We start from the raw sequence: 17,494 nt of genomic DNA, 5'->3' as shown, positions 1-17,494 counted from the left end.
GCACTTTAGAATATACCCCCCAGGGTGTTTTGACTACCCCCGGGGGTATCTGTAATACTCGGTGGGGTATTCAGCTTGCCTGATCCGTCTTGAAAGGACATCCATGACACGCCCCTCCGCTTCGGCATCCTCCTCCGCTTCACCGGCCCCCGCGGTCACCGCCCTTGATCCGGAAACGCTGCAGACGTGGTTTCAGGAACACAAGGACCTCGTGGTGATCGATGTACGATCGGCCGCAGAATTCGAATCCCTGCACATCCGCGGTTCGTACAACGTTCCGCTCCCACTGCTTTCTGAGCACACCGACGAACTGGCCACCCGGCTGGGAAGCCGTGTTGTCCTTGTCTGCCAGTCCGGCGCGCGGGCCGAACAGGCACGGCAGCGCCTCGGCGGCGCCGGCATCGGCACCGCCTACGTACTGACCGGCGGCGTGCCGGGCTTCGCAGCTGCCGGCGGAAACGTTGTCCGCGGCAAGGCCCGCTGGGACCTGGAGCGCCAGGTCCGCCTTGCGGCCGGCTCCCTGGTAGTGCTGGGCCTGGCTGGCGGAAAATTCGTCTCGCCCAAAATCCGGCTGCTCGCAGGAGCCATCGGCACGGGCCTGACATTCTCCGCAGCAACCAACACCTGCGCCATGGGTCAGGCCCTCTCGGCGATGCCATGGAACAAGGCGGCCAAGGAACCCACCCGTGAGTCCGCCATCCTGCAGCTGCCATCGGCAGGGGTGCAGGCAAATCAGGACCGGGCGCAGGCGGCATGATTCCAGCTTTGGCCCTGGGGCTACTCGTCGGGGTTGCACTCGGCGTCGTCGGGGGCGGCGGCTCGATCATCGCCGTCCCTGCCCTGGTGTACGGAGTGGGCCTAAGCCCCGCGGAGGCCATCCCCACCTCCCTGCTGGTGGTGGGCCTCTCCTCGCTGGCGGCACTCCTGCCAAGGTTCCGCGAAGGCATCAACTGGCCCGTTGTCCTCCTGGTCGGAGCGGCCGGCATCCCGGCCGCCTGGGGAGGCGCGGCCGTGGGGCGGCTGCTGGATCCGAACGTACTGATGCTGGCATTCGCGGGCATCATGGTGGTTGCCGGCGTCCGCATGTTGATGCGCACCAAAGAACTGGAGGGCTCTTGTAGCACCGGTCCAGCGCGGGCCTTCCGCTCCTGCGCCCCCAAGGCCGTCGGCGTCGGGCTGCTGGTCGGCTTCCTGACCGGATTGTTGGGAGTTGGCGGCGGATTCCTCATCACGCCGGCCCTCACGCTCTTCCTGGGGCTGCGCATGAAGCAGGCCGTCGCTTCCTCGCTGGCCATCATTGTCATCAACTCCGCCGCAGGCTTCGGAGCACACGCCGCCGGCTTCACCATCGAGTGGTCCACGGTCCTTGCCTTCACGGTGCCGGCCATCCTCGGATCGCTCGGCGCTGCCCGCCTGGCCCGTCTGCTCAAAGACAGGCACGTGCGCATTTCGTTCGCCGTTCTCATCTTCGCTGTGGCCGCCTGGGTCACGGCCAGCACCGTCACAGCCTGACCGGCATCCGTCGGTCCGCCAGCAAAAAGCCCCCAAGAAGGAGAACCCAATGGGCCTGATCGACTCGCTGAAGAAGGCCTTCAGCAAACCGTACAAAACCGTCTCGGTGGCCGAGGCCAAGGAGCTCCTGGCATCGCGGGCCATGCTGATCGACGTGCGCTCCGCGCAGGAATGGCGAAGCGGCCACGCACCCCAGGCCAGGCACCTGCCCTTGGACAAGCTGCAGGCCGGCGTAACGGGCCTGCAAAAGGGCCGTCCCGTCGTCGCCATGTGCCAGTCGGGAGTCCGCTCAGCCTCCGCTGCGCGCCTGCTGGCCAGCAAGGGCTTCGAGGCATATTCGCTCCGCGGCGGCATCGGGGCCTGGCGCCAAGCCGGCGAACCCGTCCGCTAACCATCCACCCCACACCCCGGAAAGGAACCCGCCATGGCTGAAATCACCGTCACCGAAACTGAACAGCGGCGCGCCAGCGCACAAATCCTCGACGTCCGCGAAGACTTCGAAGTCGCCGAAGGCATCATCCCCGGCGCCCTGCACATCCCCATGGGGCAACTGCAGGCCCGCTTGTCCGAGCTGGACCCCGCCGTTCACATCATCGTCGTCTGCCGCAGCGGCAACAGAAGCGCCCGCGTGGCAGATGCCCTCAACGGCGCCGGATTCAGCGCCGACACAATGACCGGCGGCATGATCGCGTGGAGCCGCGCTGGACTCCCCGCCGCCTAACCGGCCCGCCTCATCAGCAGCCACAGCCCCTCCCCTGACCCACAAGCCACACCTAAAGAATCCAGCATGGCAACCATCGACATCACGGAAGAATCGCTTGCCCGGACGCTTGAGGACAACAACATTGTCTTCATCGACTTCTGGGCCGGCTGGTGCGGCCCCTGCCGCATGTTCGCCCCCACCTACGACGCAGCGTCCCAGAAGCACCCGGATGTCGTTTTTGCCAAGGTGGACACGGAAGCCGAGCAGGCCTTGGCGGCCGCTGCCGGCATCACGTCCATCCCCACACTGATGGCCTTCCGGGACAAGACCCTCGTCTTCTCCCAGCCAGGCGCACTCAATGCGGCCGGACTGGAGCAGGTCATCCAGGGCGTCAAGAACCTCGATATGACGGAACTGCGCGCGCAAGCAGCGCAGCATCAGTCCTGACGAATATCCACAGAAGCCGATGCGCAGTATTACGCCCGGCGATCTGGCGGCAATCTGGCCCCGCTCGGTGGTGGTGGACGTGCGGCGCCAGGATGAATATGCCGTCGCCCATATCCCGGGCAGCCTGAACATCCCCCTCGATGAACTGCCCTTCCGGCAGCAGGACCTGCCAAACACCACGCTCTACGTCCTGTGCGGTTCAGGCAAGCGCAGCAGCAAGGCCACTGCGCTCCTCACTGCCCAGGGCCACGACGCGGTCAACATCGCGGGCGGCATCACGGAGTGGTACCGGGAAGGCCATCCGGTGAGCTATGCACCGCCGGCGCCAGACGAACTTCCGTCCGGACGCTGGAGATCTGCACTGGAGAAACTGGCGAAATGGCGCGCCCGAAGCACCGGTTGACGGTTTCAAAACCACAGCGCCACACCATTTGCGGTATACCCCCAGGGGTATTATGATTTTGAGTAGATCAACAAGAATTCCCCTCCCCACCCCCCAACTTTTACGAAGGAGAACCCATGCTTCTCGAGCGCATCTACGATGAAGACCTCGCCCAGGCCAGCTACTTCATTGGCTGCCAGCGGAAGGGTGAGGCAGTTGTTGTCGACGCCCGCCGTGACATCGACACCTACCGCTCCCTCGCCGCAGCCAACGGCATGAAAATTGTGGCCGTTACCGAGACCCACATCCACGCCGACTACCTCTCAGGCACCCGTGAACTCGCGGCCGCCACCGGGGCAAAGATCTACGTCTCCGGCGAGGGCGGCCCCGACTGGCAGTACGGGTTCGACGGCGAGCGCCTCTTCGACGACAGCAAGATCACCATCGGTAACATCACCGTCCAGGCCGTCCACACCCCGGGGCACACCCCGGAACACCTGTCCTTCCTGATCACGGACGGCGCATTCAGCAGCGAGGCCGGGTACCTGCTCTCGGGCGACTTTGTCTTCTCCGGCGACCTCGGCCGCCCCGACCTCCTGGACGAAGCCGCCGGCGGCGTGGACACCCGTTTCCTGGGTGCCAAGCAGCTGTTCGCCAGCCTGCGTGACAAGTTCCTGACCCTGCCCGACTTCGTCCAGGTCTATCCGGGACACGGCGCCGGCAGCGCCTGCGGCAAGGCCCTGGGCGCCATCCCGTCATCCACGGTGGGCTACGAGCGGCTCTACGCCTGGTGGGGCCCGTACCTGGCCGCCAACGACGAGCAGGGATTCATCGACGAACTGCTCGACGGCCAGCCGGACGCACACGCCTACTTCGGCCGCATGAAGCGCGAAAACCGCGAAGGCCCCGCCGTCATGGGCGAACGTGCGCCGCTGCAGGAACTGGACGCGACCGACGTCGCAAGGAGCCTGGCAGAAGACACCCTGACCTTCATCGACACCCGCTCCAACGGCGAGGTCCACCAGGGCACCGTGGTCCGGTCCCTGAACGTTCCGGCCGGCAAGTCCGTTGCCAGCTACGGCGCCTGGGTGGTCAACCCCGAGACGGATAAGAACCCGCTGGTGCTCCTGGCCAAGGACCAGGAACAGGCCCAGGACATGTGGGACCACCTGGTCCGCGTGGGCATCGACAACGTGGCGGGCTACCTGACCGGCATCGACGGGCTGCCCACCTTCACGCCGAAGCTGATCCAGCCCGAGGAACTCGAGGGCTTCGACGCCGCCATGGTCCTGGATGTCCGCAACAAGACCGAGCACAAGGCCGGGCACGTTCCGGGCTCGTACCAGCTCAGCGGCGGACGCGTCATGTGGCACCTGGATGAACTGCCCACCGCCGGCACCATAGTGTCCTACTGCCAGTCTGGTGTGCGGAACTCCGTAGCCGCCAGCGCGCTGCGCCGGGCCGGGTACGACGTCGTCGAACTCGACGGCAGCTACGCCGCCTGGGCCGCTATGGAACAGTCGGCACAGACGGCTTCGGCCCGCTAATCCCGCGGCCGGCTGACGCTGGCGGCGGAACCAACCGTACAAGACCCCCGCCCGGCATTTCCGGGCGGGGGTCTTTCCTCGGGTGCGACGGAGAACTCCTTCACCGGGGATGGGAGATGCGCTCACGGTGGCTACGCGGTAACCCGCCGACGCGAAGGCGCTGATAATCGCGTGAAGTGGTCGGTGCCAGATAATTTCGCAGAGAATATCCAATGTCGGGGCCAGGGTCTACACTGAACTTATCGAACATATATTCGAATAAAGGTGTGTTGTGGGCATAGTTATCGGTCCCCGCGTGATAGACGCGGGCACATCCCTGCTGTCGGTTTTGATCTCTCCTGTACCCGTCGCAGCGGGGTACCCTTCGCCAGCGCAGGACTACTTTGACGGCCGGATCGACCTCAATGAACACCTGATCAAGGACATCACCAGCACCTACATCGTGCGGGTGTCCGGGGACTCGATGGAGGGGGCCGGGATCAGCGACGGCGATGAGCTGATCGTCAACCGTGCCCTGGACCCCAAGGACGGATCAGTGGTCATAGCGGTCCTGGACGGTGAACTGACCATCAAGCGGCTCAGGGTCACGGCATCAGGGGTGGTGCTGCAGGCGGACAACCCCCGGTATCCGGATATCAGGGTCCCGGCGTTGTCGGACCTGGTGATCTGGGGCGTGGCCACGCGGTGTCTGCACCATGTCTGAGTCGCGGGCCATGCCTGAGACGCGAGCGCAGGACACGGCCCGGCAGATTGCCCTGGTGGACGTCAACTGCTTCTACGCCTCGGCGGAGCGGGCCTTCGATCCCTCACTGGAAGGCCGCCCCCTGGTGGTCCTCTCCAATAACGACGGCTGCGCGGTCACCCGGTCCCCCGAAGCCAAGGCTCTGGGCATCCCGGTGGGCGAACCCTGGTTCAAGATCGCACCCCGGGCCGCGGAGTGGGGTCTGGTGGCCAAGTCCAGCAACTACGAGCTGTACGGGGACATCAGCGCCCGCGTGATGGAGCTTCTGGGCCGCTACTCTGCCTGGCTGGAGGTCTACAGCATCGATGAAGCCTTCCTGGGAGTAAAAGGCAGCCCGGACGAACTCCTGCGTCTCGGACAAACCATCAAGACGGCTGTCCGCCGCAACGTCGGGGTGCCGGTCTGCGTGGGAATTGCCAATACCAAGACTCTCGCGAAGCTGGCCAACAAATGGGCGAAGAACAACCCCGACCTCAACGGCGTGTGCCACTGGGACTCCATGCCGGCCCCGGCCCGCGAAGCGCTGATGGGCCGGGTATCCGTCATCGAACTCTGGGGCGTGGCCGCCCGGCTCACCAGACGCCTGAACAGCCTGGGCATCCATTCCATCCTGGACCTTGCCCGCGCCGATCCCGTCCGGATCCGCGACCGCTTCTCGGTGGTGCTGATGCGCACGGTCCTGGAACTGCAGGGCACCGCGTGCATCCCCATGGAAGCAGAGCGCATTGGACGTGACCAGCTCATCTTCAGCCGATCGTTTTCCACGCCCATCACCACCGCCGCGGACCTGCGACAGGTCATGAGCGTCTACGGCCAGCAAGCCAGCGCCCGCCTGGCCAAGCACAGCCTGCAGGCCAAGATCCTCACAGCCTTCGCCGGCACCTCGCACTACAACCCGCTGGACACGTCCTACCCGTCGGTCTGCGTCACCCTGCCCATGCCCACCGCGGATCCGGTGCTGTTGACCAGGGCCGCGCATGCCCTGCTCCCCCGGATCCAGGAAGGGACCAAATACGTCCGCGCGGGCATCATGGTCACCGACCTGCGCCCCTCGGGCCAGCAGTCACCCCTGCCGGCGTTTGCCAACCCGCACGAAGAACGCGGCATCGGCCCCCTGCTGGAGGACATCACCCGCCGCTACGGACGCGGATCCGTGGGTCTGGGCCATGCCGGAATCCGGGGCGGGCCGGACTGGTCCATGCAGCGCACCATGCTCTCGCCCCGGTACACCACGCACTGGGACGAGCTCCCCGTGGTCAAAGCAGCCTGAGCACCCGCTGTTACACTCTGCACATGATCGGGCTTCCCTTCGCGGGAGATGGGCTTGTGCACGGCGTTTTGACAGGGCTCGGAATCGTCGCAGCCCTGCTGTTTTACGCCTATGAAAAGCGCCGTCGCGGCCTGACTGATCCCCGGTTGTGGCCCATCGCAGGCTTCGCCGTCGCCTTCGGGGCCATCGGATCACGCGTGCTGACCTGGGATATCTCCCGGCAGGTCTCCCTGGCGGACTGGTGGGGCAACGGCGACCGCAGCATCCTCGCCGGCCTGGTCGGCGCATGGTTCGGGGTCCATCTGGGCAAACGGCTGACGGGCTACAAAGAGTCCACCGGCGACCTGCTCGCACCCGCTGTCGCGCTGGCGATGGTTCTCGGGCGGGTCGGCTGCCTCCTCACCGAACTGCCGGGCACTCCGACCGGCGGCGGTTGGGGAATCGTGCTCACCCCCGCGCAGGCTGCGCTGATCGGCGGGCCCGCCGGGGCCGGACTCCATCCGTCCTTTGCCTACGAGATTGTGTTCCACGCCGCCGCGCTCGCCGTCATGTGGCGTTTTCGCGACCGGCTCCCGCATCCCGGAGACCTTTTCATCTGTTATGTGACCGCCTACGCGTTGTTCAGGTTCGGGGTGGAGTTTGTTCGTGGCAATGAGGTGATCTGGTTGGGAATGAGCCGCCCCCAGTGGTTCCTGCTGGCGATTCTCCCCCTGCTGGGCTGGCGGATCCGGCGGGTGTTCGGGAAACCGCTCCGCCCGGAGCTGAATGGAAGAGTGGCATGAGCGAGGACACCCCTGACATTCCCCGGACACCTCCCCGGACACCTCCCCCACCCCCGCCTCAGAACCCGCCCGCGGATGGTCAAGACTTACCCGGCGGCCATGGCCCGGTGCAACAACCGGCCGGCGGCTCCATGGCCCTCGGCATCGTGCTTGGCGCCGTGGCGCTCTATGTGGTCTATGTCGGGTCCCTTATGGCCGTCGGTCCCTACGCATGGGGCTCCTTCGGCCTCGGCGGGCTAGCCGCGTTCATACCGATCATCCTGTACTTGCTGGTATCCGTCCTGCTTGCGCTCAGGCGGCGGACATCGCGTTTCGGCGCCGGGCTTCTGATTGGCCTCGGAATGTTCACGTTGCTTGGCGGCGGACTCTGCGTCGGATCCCTCGCTCAGATGGGAGCCTGACATGAGCCCTTCACCCTTGGCCGCAGGACGGACGCTTCCCGGCCCCGGCCAGCCGTTGCGCGGCGACCGGATCCACCGTTATGTTACGGCGTTCTGCCCCCGCTGCCACGAGACGAACCCGCCGCTTGCCCAGGTGCGGCGCCTGTCCGGGGTGCTGCTGATCCGTGACGACCGCGTCTGGCTCGAACGCGGCTGCCCCGACCACGGCCTGGTGCGCACGCTGTACGACGAATCGCCGGAAATCCTGCGCTACCTGGAGAAATGGCAGGCGCCCACCAAACAGCACGTCCCCGACCAGGCGGACAACTTCCGCCCGATACCCGAGGCCTACGCCTACGGGCTTCCCGCCATGCAGACACAGCACACGTGCATCCTCCTGCAAGACATAATCGAGCACTGCAATCTGCGCTGCCCCACTTGCTTCACCTCGTCCGGCCCTCAATTACAGGGGGTGGCGCCGCTCACCGAGGTGCTCGCGAATATCGATGCACGGCTTGCCCGGGAGAACGGGCGCCTTGACGTGTTGATGCTCTCCGGCGGCGAGCCCACGCTCTACCCCCATCTCGCCGAGCTTCTGGAGGAGCTGGTTGCGCGTCCGATCGTCCGGATCATGGTGAACAGCAACGGCATGCTGATCGCGACCGACGACGAACTGCTGGCGCTGCTGGCCAGGCACCGCGACCGGGTGGAGGTCTACCTCCAGTACGACGGGCCCTCCAAAGAGGCATCGATCCATCACCGCGGTGGCGATCTGACCCGCTTCAAGGACGCGGCGATCTCGCGTCTGTCCGAGGCGGGCGTCTTCACCACCCTGACCATGACGGCGACGCTCGGCGTCAACGACGGCGAGGTGGGCGCAGTCGTCATGCGGGCGCTGGAAACCCCGTTCGTGGGCGGAGTCGCGCTGCAGCCGGTGTTCGGCTCCGGCCGCGGACACGGCATCGATCCCCTGGACCGGCTCACCCACACGGGCGTGCTCGAAAGGCTGGCGGAGCAAACCAACGGGGTGGTCTCCTGGCATGACCTGACAGCCCTGCCGTGCTCGCATCCGCACTGCGCTTCCGTCGGCTACATGCTCAAGGACGACTCCGGGGTGTGGCGGTCGCTGACGGCCCTCATCGGGCACGATCAGCTGCTCGCCTGGCTGGAGCTCAATCCGGAGAGCATCGCCAACCGCATCGCCGACAGCACCATCCCGCTCGAGCTGCGCACCCTCATGAAGTCCTCGCTGCTCGACCTGCTGAGCGAACAGTCATCGTTGTCCCACCCGAAAACAGTGGATCTCTGGAAGAACATCTGCACCCAGTGCGACCTCGGCATCGGCACACTGACTACCCTGGCGGCCGGAAAGCTCCCGGGCCAGCAGCAACGGTTGCGCCGGCTTCTCGGCGAACGCATCACGCGGATCATGGTCAAGCCCTTTATGGACATTTCGACCATGATCGAGGAGCGGCTCACCCAATGCTGCGTGCACGTTGGAACCAAGAGCGACGCCGGCGATCACCAGTGCGCTCCGTTCTGCGCCGTCCAGGCCTGGCCGTCCCTGTCCAAGCAACGGATGAGCACTGCCACGGGCCAGCAGCTGCTACCGGTGCGCCAGCTCTAAGGATGATGATGAGTTCCGATTCCGACGCGAAGCGCATCGCCTCCGGCCCTTTGCCGTCGCAACTGGTGCGCGCCCACGTCACCCGGCACGGCGCCCACGGTGTCCAGCCGGACGCCAGCCCGGATCCGCAGGCCGCCGCTCCATTCGATCCGCTGCGGCTGTGCATCTTCGCCACAATCGCCCTCCTGGGCTGGCTGGCCGGCCCGGCCGCCTTGGCGGTGTTCGCGGCCATCGGATTCGTCGGATACTGGAAAGCCCGCCGGAAGGGGCTGACAAAGTCGAACTGCTACCTGCGCGACACCAGGCTTGTACTGGCCTATCTGGGCCTCCTCCTGGGCGCCGGCCTCTGGGGAATGTACGCCCTGGTGGTGCGACTGGCCGGCCTCTGAGCAGGCGGCCGGCCTAGGCGGCCAGCGGGGAACCGAACATTTCCGCGGCCCGCCGCAGCAGGTGCTCCGGGACGTCCGCTTCGCCGCCGCGCTCAGTCCTGCCAAGGAACACAGCCGTACCCCTGGCAGCATCGGACAGGTCCAGGCCCGCCTCTCGGATAAGTTGGGCTGCGCGGATGTTCGGCGGCAGGTTCATGAGGTGGCCTTCGGCGTTCAGGTAAACGTGCCAGTCACCGCGGCTGACGGACTCCAGGTGTCCCCCCACCAGCTGCTGAAGAGCGTCGGTAGTCGCCTCCAGCGCGACGGTCCTCAGGGCATCGCCCAACCGGGCCGGAATGACCAGTGCAGTGCATGTAGTGCTCACTTTTCTTCCTCAGTACTGATAACTGGGATGCCACTCAATCTGTTCCCGCATCTGCAGTGCCTACGGAAATATGACGGAATCCGAAACAGAATTGACTGAAGCGTAATACGCGCGGCCTGTGACTAGCCAAGAGGGGGCACCATCCCCCATGCTTGCTCCATGTCCTCAACGTCGAGCCCATACCGGATCATCGCGGTGTGTACCGGAAATATCTGCCGGTCCCCGATGGCCGAGCTGATGCTGGCCAAGGCCTTCGCAGCAGCGGGGCTCGCCGGCGACGTCGTGGTGGATTCCGCCGGAACCACTGCCTATGAGGCTGGCCGCCCCATCGATCCCCGGGCCGCCCGCAAGCTGGCCGCCCACCAACTCGCCTCCAACACGCACGTGGCGCGGGAGTGGCGTCCCGAATGGTTCCGTGACCGCCACCTGATCCTCGCCCTCGACGTGGACCATTACGGCTGGCTCCGGGCGACGGCCCCCGACGGCGAGGCGCTGGCCCGGATCCGGATGCTGCGCAGCTTCGACCCGGCCGTCTCCGGCAGGGACCTCCTGGACCAGGGCATCGAAGATCCCTGGTACGGCGGGCATGCCGACTTCGACATCACCTGGGACCTCATCAAGGCGGCTGTTCCCGGAATCGTTGACCACGTCCGGCGGGAAGTGCAGCAACAGAAGCAGCCCGGGCAGCAGGTACGCTCTATTTCATGACCCCAGCACCCGTGATCATTGCCGTCGACGGCCGGTCCGGCGCAGGAAAAACCACCCTCGCAATCGAGCTTGCCGCGCGGCTGCGGGAGCATCACAAGGTGTCGCTGTTCCACCTCGAGGACGTCTATCCCGGCTGGAACGGCCTGGCGGCTGGCATCGAACGTTATGTCACTACCGTGCTGGCCCCGCTCAGCCGCGGCGAAGCTGCCGAATGGGTCAGCTGGGACTGGGAGAACCACTACGACGGCAACTCGCACACAACACTCCCGGCAGAGATCGTCATCGTGGAAGGTGTGGGCGCCGCGGCGGCATCCGCCCGCCCGCTGCTGGACGCCGTCGTCTGGGCAGAGTCCTCCGACATCGACCGCCGCAGCCGCGCCCTGGCACGTGACGGCAGCACCTACGAACCGTTTTGGGACCAGTGGGCAGCGCAGGAGGATGAGTGGCTGGCAACGGACCCGGTGCAGGACCATGCCGACATCCGGGTGCTCAACCTGGCTGACGGCACCGCCCCGGATGATGTCCTCCGGGCGCTCCAGTACCTTCCGGCCCTTGCGGCCGTGCTGCTGCCAGAGCTCTCGGCCCGCCGCGGCCTTCAGCTCCATGCCGAGCGGCTTGACTACGTTCCCGACGCCGCCCGGCTCTTCGACGCCCTCTACGGCCGCTCGCCGAATGCCGTGTGGCTGGATTCCTCGCTCAGGACGGACGGACCGCCCGCCGAGCGCAGCCGCTTCAGCATCATGGCGGACGACGGCGGCAGCTTCGGCCAGGACGTCCGGCACCGTTCCGGCGTGACCCGGCTGACCACCGGCACCGCCACTGTTTCCACCGCCGGACCGTTCTTCCGCTGGCTCGACGCCGTCTGGGGGCGCCGGGCGCTCCGGGCGCCGGAAGGCTACCCCTGCGAATTCACCCTCGGCTGGCTGGGCTACCTGGGCTACGAACTCAAGCGTGAAACCGGCGGCAGCGACGTTCCGTCGGACATCCCCGATGCCGCCATGATCTTCGCCGGCCGGGCCGTGGTCCTGGACCATCAAGAGGGCAGCGTGTGGCTCCTGGCCCTGGAGACGCCCGATGCCTCGCAGTGGATGGACCTGGCCCGCTCGGCCGTCGCGGCAGCTGCCGCGGGCGCGACGGCTGGCGCCCCCTCGGAACCGGGCGCCAGTGCCGCCGTCGTGCCCGGAACAAAGCCCGCCCCCGCGTTCACAGGCCGCGATACCGAGCAGGCCTACAAGCTGAAGATCGCTGAAGCCCAGCGTGAAATCTCCGAGGGGAACACCTACGAGGTGTGCCTCACCACGGCCGTCAGTGCGGCGGTGCCGGCCGGCCCGGACGGGCTGGACCCCTGGCGCACCTACCTGGCGCTGCGCCGGAGAAACCCTGCGCCGTTCGCCAGCTACCTGCGGTTCGGCGGTCTCACCGTGGCCAGCACGTCGCCGGAGCGTTTCCTGCGGATAGCGGCCGACGGCGGCATGCGCGCCGAGCCGATCAAGGGCACCCGCCCGCGGGCCGCGGAACCGGTCCGGGACCGGGAGCTGCGCGAGGACCTGGAGTCCTCCCCCAAAGACCGGGCCGAGAACATCATGATTGTGGACCTGCTCCGCAACGACCTCAGCCACTTCGCCGTGGCAGGGTCTGTCACCGTCAGCAGGCTCTGCGCGATCGAAAGCTATGCCACGGTCCACCAGATGGTCAGCACCATCGATGCGAGGCTGAAGCCGGGGCTGCCGCGCGCCGAGGCCGTCGCCGCGTGCTTTCCCGCGGGCTCCATGACGGGGGCGCCGAAGATCAGCACCATGGCCATCCTGGACCGGCTGGAAGGGGCGCCGCGCGGGGTCTATTCGGGCGCCATCGGCTATTTCTCCCTGAGCGGGGCGATGGACACCGCGGTGGCCATCCGGACGCTGGTGATCCGCGCAAACGGTGCCGGCGGCTCTGACCTGAGCCTCGGCGTCGGCGGTGCCATCACCGCGGATTCCTCGCCGCAGGAGGAGTACGACGAAATCCGGACCAAGGCGTACGGAGTCCTCTCCGCGCTCGGCGCGGACTTCCCGGAAAGCTGACTCCGGGTGCTGCAGGCACCGCCTGCTGCGGGGGTGGCCCCTGCCGAGGGGCGGCGCTACTGCAGCGTGGCCGTGAGCCGTGCGACGTTGTCCACGTACTTGACCGCCATGGGCCGCTCCATCCAGTCCTCAAGCGTCAGTTCGCGGGAAATGTCCCGGTAGGTGTCCTCCACGGCGCGCATCTTGGCTACGATGTCGGCGCCAAGGAGCATCACCGAAACCTCCAGGTTGAGCGAGAAGGACCTCATGTCCATGTTGCTGGACCCCAGAACGGCCACTTCGTTGTCGATGGTGAAATGCTTCGCATGCAGCACGAACGGCGCCTTGTAGAGGTAGATCCGCACGCCCGCTTCCAGCAGCGCCTCGTAGTAGGACTGCTGCGCGTGGTGGACCAGGAACTGGTCTCCCTTTTCCGAGACGAAAAGTTCGACGTCGACCCCGCGCTGCGCCGCCGTCGTCACCGCGTAGAGCAGCGAATCATCGGGGACGAAGTACGGGCTGCAGATGGAGATTTTGTGCTGCGCGGAGTAGATGAGGGTGTTGAAGAGGCGCAGGTTGTTCTCGGTGATGAAGCCGGGACCGCTGGGCACGGCCTGGGCGGTCACGGCGCCCGCTGCTGTCTCGGGCTGGTGGGCCAGCTGGTCCTCCAGGGACTCGTCCGTCTCACTGAGCCAGTCGGTGGCGAAGACCACGTTGAGCGTGGTGACGATCGGCCCGCGCAGGCAGGCCATCAGCTCCACCCACTCGCGCCCCACCTTGCGGTGCCGGGGATTGTTGTAGGAGGGCTCGATCAGGTTCTGCGAACCCGTGAAGGCGATTTCGCCGTCGATCACCATGATCTTGCGGTGGTTGCGCAGGTCGGGCCGGCGCCACTGGCCGTGTACCGGACGCAGCGGCAGCATGGGCCGCCACTGGATCTTGCTCGCTTTCAGGCGCTTGATCAGCTTCCGGTAGCCCTTGATCCGCAGGGTGCCGAGGTGGTCGAACAGCACCCGGACCTGGACGCCGCGTTCCGCGGCCTCTTCCAAGGCAGCGAACAGATCGTCGGTGATGTGGTCCGTGCTCATGATGTAGAACTCGGCGTTGACGAAGTTCTTTGCCCCGCGCACGGCGGCGGCCATGGCTTTGATCGAGTCGGGGTAACCGGGCAGCAGCTCCACGCTGTTGCCGTCCACCATGGGCAGCGAACCAAGGGTCTTGTTCAGTTCCGCCGCCGACGCCACCCATTCCGGGCCGTCGTATTCGCTTTCGACGGCGGCCAGCTGGGAGGTGCCGGCGCGGACCCGCTTGTTCACGGCATCCTGCTGTGCCCGGCGCTTCCGGGAGAGTTTGAAGTTTCCAAAGAGCAGGAACAGGATCAGGCCGAGGGCGGGCACAAAGAAGATTCCCAGCAGCCAGGCCATGGCCGTGGTGGGACGGCGGTTCCCCGGAATGATTCCCAACGCCAGGACCCGGATGACCAGGTCAACAATGCTCAGCGCCAGCACGAGCCAGTAAGGCGCGGTGCCCACCAGCGGAAACGGCCACAACACAGACAGACTCCCACGGTTACTCGCCCGCCGGACCGGTTCCGGAGAGGCATCCAGCACAGCCTATCCCGCGTCCGGACTCCGGGGCCGCGGCTAAGCTTGAGGCATGACTGCTGCTGCCCCGGCCACCGTGCTCGTATTCCTTGACCCCCGGTTCGACGAGGGCCGGATCGCCGATGCGTCGCAGCCCCAGCTGATGGCCACGGACCAGGGTGCCACCCGCGGCGACGGTGTTTTTGAGTCCATGCTGGCCGTGGGGGGAAACCCGCGGAAGCTGGACGCCCATCTGCGGCGGCTGCAGGGTTCGGCCCGCGCGCTGGAACTGGACATCCCGGGCGAGGACACCTGGCGCCGGGCCATCGCGACGGCGGTGGCCGAATACCGGTCCCAGCATCCCGCCGGCACACCGGAGGAAGACGAGACGGTGGTGAAGCTGATCTGCACCCGCGGCGCCGAGGGCGGAGCACGCCCCACCTGCTGGGTCCAGGCTTCGCCGGTCCCCGCCGCCGGCCGGCGCCAGCGCGAGACCGGGATCGACGTCATCCTCCTGGACCGCGGCTACGACAGTGAAGTGGGTGAACGGGCGCCGTGGCTGCTGCTGGGCGCCAAGACGCTCTCCTACGCGGTGAACATGGCGGCACTGCGGTACGCCCACAACCAGGGGGCGGACGATGTCATCTTCACCTCGTCCGACGGCCGCGTCCTCGAAGGCCCCACGTCCACCGTCCTGCTGGCGCACCTTGACACAGTCGACGACGGCGACGGCGGCACCCGCACGGTGCGCCGCCTCATCACCCCGCAGCTGGACAGCGGCATCCTCCCGGGAACGTCCCAGGGCGCGCTCTTTGCTGCCGCCAAGGCTGCAGGCTGGGAACTCGGCTACGGCCCGCTGGAGCCGAGGGACCTCTTCGACGCCGACGCCGTGTGGCTGATTTCCAGCATCCGGCTGCTGGCACCCGTGAACCACATCGACGGCAAGGAAATCGGCACGCCCGCGCTCCGGAAACAGCTGACCGACGAGCTCAACGAGCTGTTCGCCACCATCGAATAGCTGCCGCCGCCCCCACGGAACGCTCTCTCACATCCTGCCGGTTTTACCCGAACGCTCTCTCACATCCTGCCGGTTTTACCCAAACGCTCTCTCACATGATCCGCTGCCGTGCGGGCAGCCGCGTCGATCCGCGAGCGGTGCGCAGCCCACTCAGCGGGGGTGCGCGTCGTCAGGTTCGGGTCGCCCGGCCGCTGGCCGGCTGAACCGTCGATGAGCTCGCGGAGGATGTCCGCGTGGCCCACGTGCTGGGCGGTTTCCACACACATGTGTACGAGGATCTGGTGGAGGGTCACGTGCCTGCGTTCTTCCGGCCACCAGGGCACCTCGCCGGGCGCGTCCAGCGGCAGTGCGTCAATTGTGGCGTCACTGTGCTCGGCGGAGAACCGATGGAGTTCAATGATCTGCTCCCGGGTTTCCTCCGGACCAGCCCACATGTCGGCGTCGGGTTCCGCGTCCTCAGCGTCCCAGGGCAAGTTCCGCTGACTCGGGCGCGCGAAGACCTCGCCGAAGTATCCGAGCTCCACGCTGGCCACATGCTTCACCAGGCCCAGCAGGTTGGTGCCGGTCGGCGTCAGGGGTCTCCGGGCGTCGTACTCATCCAGCCCGTCGAGTTTGGCCAGGAGGTCCGCGCGCCGCGTGCGCAGGTAGCGGTGCAGAGTTGCCTTGTCATCCATAGCGGGCACTATACCCACCCCTCGCCCAACGGTGCTGCGCAGGATTGCAGGCAGCCACAACTGAGAGAGCGTCCCGGCTCAGGAAGCCACAACTGAGAGAGCGTCCCGGAAAAACCGGCAGGAACTGAGAGAGCGTCTAAGTGGCCGGGCCGGCGGACCCTGAAATGGAGGCCTCGTGATCGGAGGAGGTTCGCCAGGCGGCCCAGTCGAGCGGCTGGACCGAGGGGCGGCCAAGGAGGTATCCCTGCCCGTAGGCCATTCCCAGGTCCATGACCGCCGTGAGCTCGGCCTGGGTTTCAATTCCTTCGGCAACCAGGTCCGCGCCTATTTGCCGGGCAAACTCCACCATGGCCGCGCCCAGGGTCTTCTGGCCCGCGGCATGGTCGATTCCCGCGATGAGGCTGCGGTCGAGCTTGATGATGTCCGGGCTGAGGTGCGTGACCTGGCTCATCGAACCGAAACCCGCCCCGGCGCCGTCGACAGCCACCCGAAGTCCGCGCAAACGAAGGGGCGCCAACGCTGCCACGACGGGATCGTATTCATGCTCGGCGAGCCGTTCCGTCAATTCAATGACGATCCGGTCCACGGCCAGTTGGGATTGCTCCACGAACGCACGGAGCCGGGGGTCCAGGCAGGTGACCGGTGACAGGTTCAGAGCCACGTAGACGTGGGCCGGCAGCTGTTCCGCGGCAACGAGGGCGGCCTGCAGGGCGGCGAACTCAAGATCCGGTCCCAGGCCTACGGCAGCGGCCTCATTGAACCAGTGGTCTGCACTCGCGCCGTCGTCACTGACGAAACGCGTCAGCGCCTCAACACCCACGACGTTCCGGCTGGGAAGTTCGTGGATGGGCTGGAACGCGGTGAGGAGCATCCTGTCGCCAAGGATCGCCTCGATGCGGCGCCTGCTCCGGCGGGTGAAGAGCACCGTATTGCCGTAGTCCTCATCGGGAGTCGGCAAGTCCGGGCTGGGAAGGGCATCCTCGGAGTCATCCGACTGCTCGTCCGTGATGCTCCGTGTAGCCATGAGGTGCTCCAGGAGGGCGCGTTCGGGATTACCCGGGTACGATTCCATCCGGTCCCGCAACTGCTGACGTGCCCACTCGCTCTGCGGAGTGGCGTCACCCAGTACAGACTCGATGATGTCCCGTGCCTGTCCGCGGATCGTCGGATCACTCACGTCCGAAGGCGGTATCGACTGCGGTCCCCGGAAAGCAGTCGATTCTCCATCGGTCAATGCTGGAAAAGAAGTCTCATCCATTGACATTGGTTATTCCTTTATAAGTGCTGGTCCCGGCTGAGCCCGGGACCCGTCCGTGACTGCACC

20 protein-coding genes are annotated in these 17,494 nt (G+C 66.4%); 16 read left to right on the top strand and 4 right to left on the bottom strand.

Annotated features, from left to right (window positions below):
- Nucleotides 1–103 precede the first annotated feature (103 nt).
- The 13 genes from JOE31_RS03105 to JOE31_RS03045 all read left to right on the top strand — a co-directional run bounded on the left by JOE31_RS03105 (nucleotide 104) and on the right by JOE31_RS03045 (nucleotide 9,781).
- Nucleotides 104–757 carry a rhodanese-like domain-containing protein gene (locus JOE31_RS03105; protein ID WP_209742083.1) on the top strand — a complete coding sequence of 218 codons (654 nt, stop codon included), beginning with the start codon at nucleotides 104–106 and terminating at the stop codon, nucleotides 755–757.
- The gene (locus JOE31_RS03100) at nucleotides 754–1,512 is read left to right on the top strand and encodes a sulfite exporter TauE/SafE family protein (protein WP_209742082.1); all 759 of its coding nucleotides are present in this window, start codon (nucleotides 754–756) and stop codon (nucleotides 1,510–1,512) included. Before JOE31_RS03105 ends, JOE31_RS03100 begins: the two co-directional genes overlap by 4 nt.
- 49 nt (nucleotides 1,513–1,561) lie before the next feature.
- Nucleotides 1,562–1,903, top strand: coding sequence for a rhodanese-like domain-containing protein (locus JOE31_RS03095; protein WP_209742081.1), 342 nt, complete (start codon nucleotides 1,562–1,564; stop codon nucleotides 1,901–1,903).
- A 33-nt stretch (nucleotides 1,904–1,936) separates the two neighbouring features.
- Entirely contained in the window at nucleotides 1,937–2,233 is a 297-nt protein-coding gene (locus JOE31_RS03090) for a rhodanese-like domain-containing protein (protein ID WP_209742080.1), read from the top strand.
- 66 nt (nucleotides 2,234–2,299) lie between these two features.
- The gene (locus JOE31_RS03085) at nucleotides 2,300–2,662 is read left to right on the top strand and encodes a co-chaperone YbbN (RefSeq protein ID WP_209742079.1); all 363 of its coding nucleotides are present in this window, start codon (nucleotides 2,300–2,302) and stop codon (nucleotides 2,660–2,662) included.
- A 19-nt stretch (nucleotides 2,663–2,681) separates the two neighbouring features.
- Nucleotides 2,682–3,065: a rhodanese-like domain-containing protein gene (locus JOE31_RS03080; RefSeq protein WP_209742078.1), complete on the top strand. Its 384-nt coding sequence runs from the start codon at nucleotides 2,682–2,684 to the stop codon at nucleotides 3,063–3,065.
- Between the two features lie 116 nt (nucleotides 3,066–3,181).
- A complete protein-coding gene (locus tag JOE31_RS03075; protein WP_209742077.1) occupies nucleotides 3,182–4,591 on the top strand; it encodes a rhodanese-like domain-containing protein in 1,410 nt (469 codons plus the stop codon).
- A gap of 271 nt (nucleotides 4,592–4,862) precedes the next feature.
- Nucleotides 4,863–5,294: a LexA family transcriptional regulator gene (locus JOE31_RS03070; RefSeq protein ID WP_043485064.1), complete on the top strand. Its 432-nt coding sequence runs from the start codon at nucleotides 4,863–4,865 to the stop codon at nucleotides 5,292–5,294.
- A gap of 10 nt (nucleotides 5,295–5,304) precedes the next feature.
- Complete coding sequence (locus tag JOE31_RS03065) at nucleotides 5,305–6,603, top strand: Y-family DNA polymerase (protein WP_209742076.1); 1,299 nt, start codon at nucleotides 5,305–5,307, stop codon at nucleotides 6,601–6,603.
- Between the two features lie 23 nt (nucleotides 6,604–6,626).
- The gene (locus JOE31_RS03060) at nucleotides 6,627–7,385 is read left to right on the top strand and encodes a prolipoprotein diacylglyceryl transferase (RefSeq protein ID WP_209742075.1); all 759 of its coding nucleotides are present in this window, start codon (nucleotides 6,627–6,629) and stop codon (nucleotides 7,383–7,385) included.
- Between the two features lie 107 nt (nucleotides 7,386–7,492).
- Nucleotides 7,493–7,786, top strand: a complete 294-nt coding sequence (locus JOE31_RS03055) for a hypothetical protein (RefSeq protein WP_209742074.1) — start codon at nucleotides 7,493–7,495, stop codon at nucleotides 7,784–7,786.
- 1 nt (nucleotide 7,787) lies between these two features.
- Nucleotides 7,788–9,392 carry a radical SAM protein gene (locus JOE31_RS03050; RefSeq protein WP_209742073.1) on the top strand — a complete coding sequence of 535 codons (1,605 nt, stop codon included), beginning with the start codon at nucleotides 7,788–7,790 and terminating at the stop codon, nucleotides 9,390–9,392.
- A gap of 8 nt (nucleotides 9,393–9,400) precedes the next feature.
- A complete protein-coding gene (locus tag JOE31_RS03045; protein WP_209742072.1) occupies nucleotides 9,401–9,781 on the top strand; it encodes a hypothetical protein in 381 nt (126 codons plus the stop codon).
- A gap of 13 nt (nucleotides 9,782–9,794) precedes the next feature.
- Here the strand turns inward: JOE31_RS03045 and JOE31_RS03040 are convergent, their stop codons facing one another.
- A complete protein-coding gene (locus tag JOE31_RS03040; RefSeq protein ID WP_209742071.1) occupies nucleotides 9,795–10,145 on the bottom strand; it encodes a DUF3846 domain-containing protein in 351 nt (116 codons plus the stop codon).
- Nucleotides 10,146–10,304: 159 nt separating this feature from the next.
- On the opposite strand from JOE31_RS03040, the gene JOE31_RS03035 reads away from it, so the two are divergent.
- Both JOE31_RS03035 and pabB read left to right on the top strand, forming a co-directional pair.
- Nucleotides 10,305–10,853 carry a low molecular weight protein-tyrosine-phosphatase gene (locus JOE31_RS03035; RefSeq protein WP_209742070.1) on the top strand — a complete coding sequence of 183 codons (549 nt, stop codon included), beginning with the start codon at nucleotides 10,305–10,307 and terminating at the stop codon, nucleotides 10,851–10,853.
- Nucleotides 10,850–12,916 (top strand): aminodeoxychorismate synthase component I, encoded by a 2,067-nt coding sequence (gene pabB / locus JOE31_RS03030; RefSeq protein ID WP_209742069.1) that lies wholly within the window; start codon nucleotides 10,850–10,852, stop codon nucleotides 12,914–12,916. Before JOE31_RS03035 ends, pabB begins: the two co-directional genes overlap by 4 nt.
- Before the next feature lie 56 nt (nucleotides 12,917–12,972).
- On the opposite strand, the gene cls is transcribed toward pabB, so the two are convergent.
- Entirely contained in the window at nucleotides 12,973–14,448 is a 1,476-nt protein-coding gene (gene cls / locus JOE31_RS03025) for a cardiolipin synthase (RefSeq protein ID WP_209742068.1), read from the bottom strand.
- Nucleotides 14,449–14,551: 103 nt separating this feature from the next.
- Between cls and JOE31_RS03020 the strand changes: the two genes are divergently transcribed.
- The gene (locus JOE31_RS03020; RefSeq protein ID WP_209742067.1) at nucleotides 14,552–15,496 is read left to right on the top strand and encodes an aminodeoxychorismate lyase; all 945 of its coding nucleotides are present in this window, start codon (nucleotides 14,552–14,554) and stop codon (nucleotides 15,494–15,496) included.
- Nucleotides 15,497–15,555: 59 nt separating this feature from the next.
- On the opposite strand, the gene JOE31_RS03015 is transcribed toward JOE31_RS03020, so the two are convergent.
- Both JOE31_RS03015 and JOE31_RS03010 read right to left on the bottom strand, forming a co-directional pair.
- On the bottom strand, nucleotides 15,556–16,170 hold the full coding sequence (locus tag JOE31_RS03015) for a DinB family protein (RefSeq protein WP_209742066.1): 615 nt from the start codon (nucleotides 16,168–16,170) through the stop codon (nucleotides 15,556–15,558).
- A gap of 136 nt (nucleotides 16,171–16,306) precedes the next feature.
- Nucleotides 16,307–17,347 carry an EAL domain-containing protein gene (locus JOE31_RS03010; RefSeq protein WP_307864359.1) on the bottom strand — a complete coding sequence of 347 codons (1,041 nt, stop codon included), beginning with the start codon at nucleotides 17,345–17,347 and terminating at the stop codon, nucleotides 16,307–16,309.
- Nucleotides 17,348–17,494 lie beyond the last annotated feature (147 nt).

Origin of the sequence: Arthrobacter sp. PvP023 (genome assembly GCF_017832975.1) — a bacterium.
In the GTDB taxonomy this organism is placed as follows: domain Bacteria; phylum Actinomycetota; class Actinomycetes; order Actinomycetales; family Micrococcaceae; genus Arthrobacter.
The sequence above is the reverse complement of the archived record's forward strand: the minus strand, read 5'-3'. Positions and strand labels throughout refer to the sequence as shown.

Bases quoted from the DNA above. Each gene is read 5' to 3' on its own strand.
- JOE31_RS03105 (WP_209742083.1), top strand. From the start codon at position 104: ATGACACGCCCCTCCGCTTCGGCATCCTCCTCCGCTTCACCGGCCCCC.
- JOE31_RS03100 (WP_209742082.1), top strand. From the start codon at position 754: ATGATTCCAGCTTTGGCCCTGGGGCTACTCGTCGGGGTTGCACTCGGC.
- JOE31_RS03095 (WP_209742081.1), top strand. From the start codon at position 1,562: ATGGGCCTGATCGACTCGCTGAAGAAGGCCTTCAGCAAACCGTACAAA.
- JOE31_RS03090 (WP_209742080.1), top strand. From the start codon at position 1,937: ATGGCTGAAATCACCGTCACCGAAACTGAACAGCGGCGCGCCAGCGCA.
- JOE31_RS03085 (WP_209742079.1), top strand. From the start codon at position 2,300: ATGGCAACCATCGACATCACGGAAGAATCGCTTGCCCGGACGCTTGAG.
- JOE31_RS03080 (WP_209742078.1), top strand. From the start codon at position 2,682: ATGCGCAGTATTACGCCCGGCGATCTGGCGGCAATCTGGCCCCGCTCG.
- JOE31_RS03075 (WP_209742077.1), top strand. From the start codon at position 3,182: ATGCTTCTCGAGCGCATCTACGATGAAGACCTCGCCCAGGCCAGCTAC.
- JOE31_RS03065 (WP_209742076.1), top strand. From the start codon at position 5,305: ATGCCTGAGACGCGAGCGCAGGACACGGCCCGGCAGATTGCCCTGGTG.
- JOE31_RS03060 (WP_209742075.1), top strand. From the start codon at position 6,627: ATGATCGGGCTTCCCTTCGCGGGAGATGGGCTTGTGCACGGCGTTTTG.
- JOE31_RS03050 (WP_209742073.1), top strand. From the start codon at position 7,788: ATGAGCCCTTCACCCTTGGCCGCAGGACGGACGCTTCCCGGCCCCGGC.
- JOE31_RS03045 (WP_209742072.1), top strand. From the start codon at position 9,401: ATGAGTTCCGATTCCGACGCGAAGCGCATCGCCTCCGGCCCTTTGCCG.
- JOE31_RS03035 (WP_209742070.1), top strand. From the start codon at position 10,305: ATGTCCTCAACGTCGAGCCCATACCGGATCATCGCGGTGTGTACCGGA.
- pabB (WP_209742069.1), top strand. From the start codon at position 10,850: ATGACCCCAGCACCCGTGATCATTGCCGTCGACGGCCGGTCCGGCGCA.
- JOE31_RS03020 (WP_209742067.1), top strand. From the start codon at position 14,552: ATGACTGCTGCTGCCCCGGCCACCGTGCTCGTATTCCTTGACCCCCGG.
- JOE31_RS03015 (WP_209742066.1), bottom strand. From the start codon at position 16,170: ATGGATGACAAGGCAACTCTGCACCGCTACCTGCGCACGCGGCGCGCG.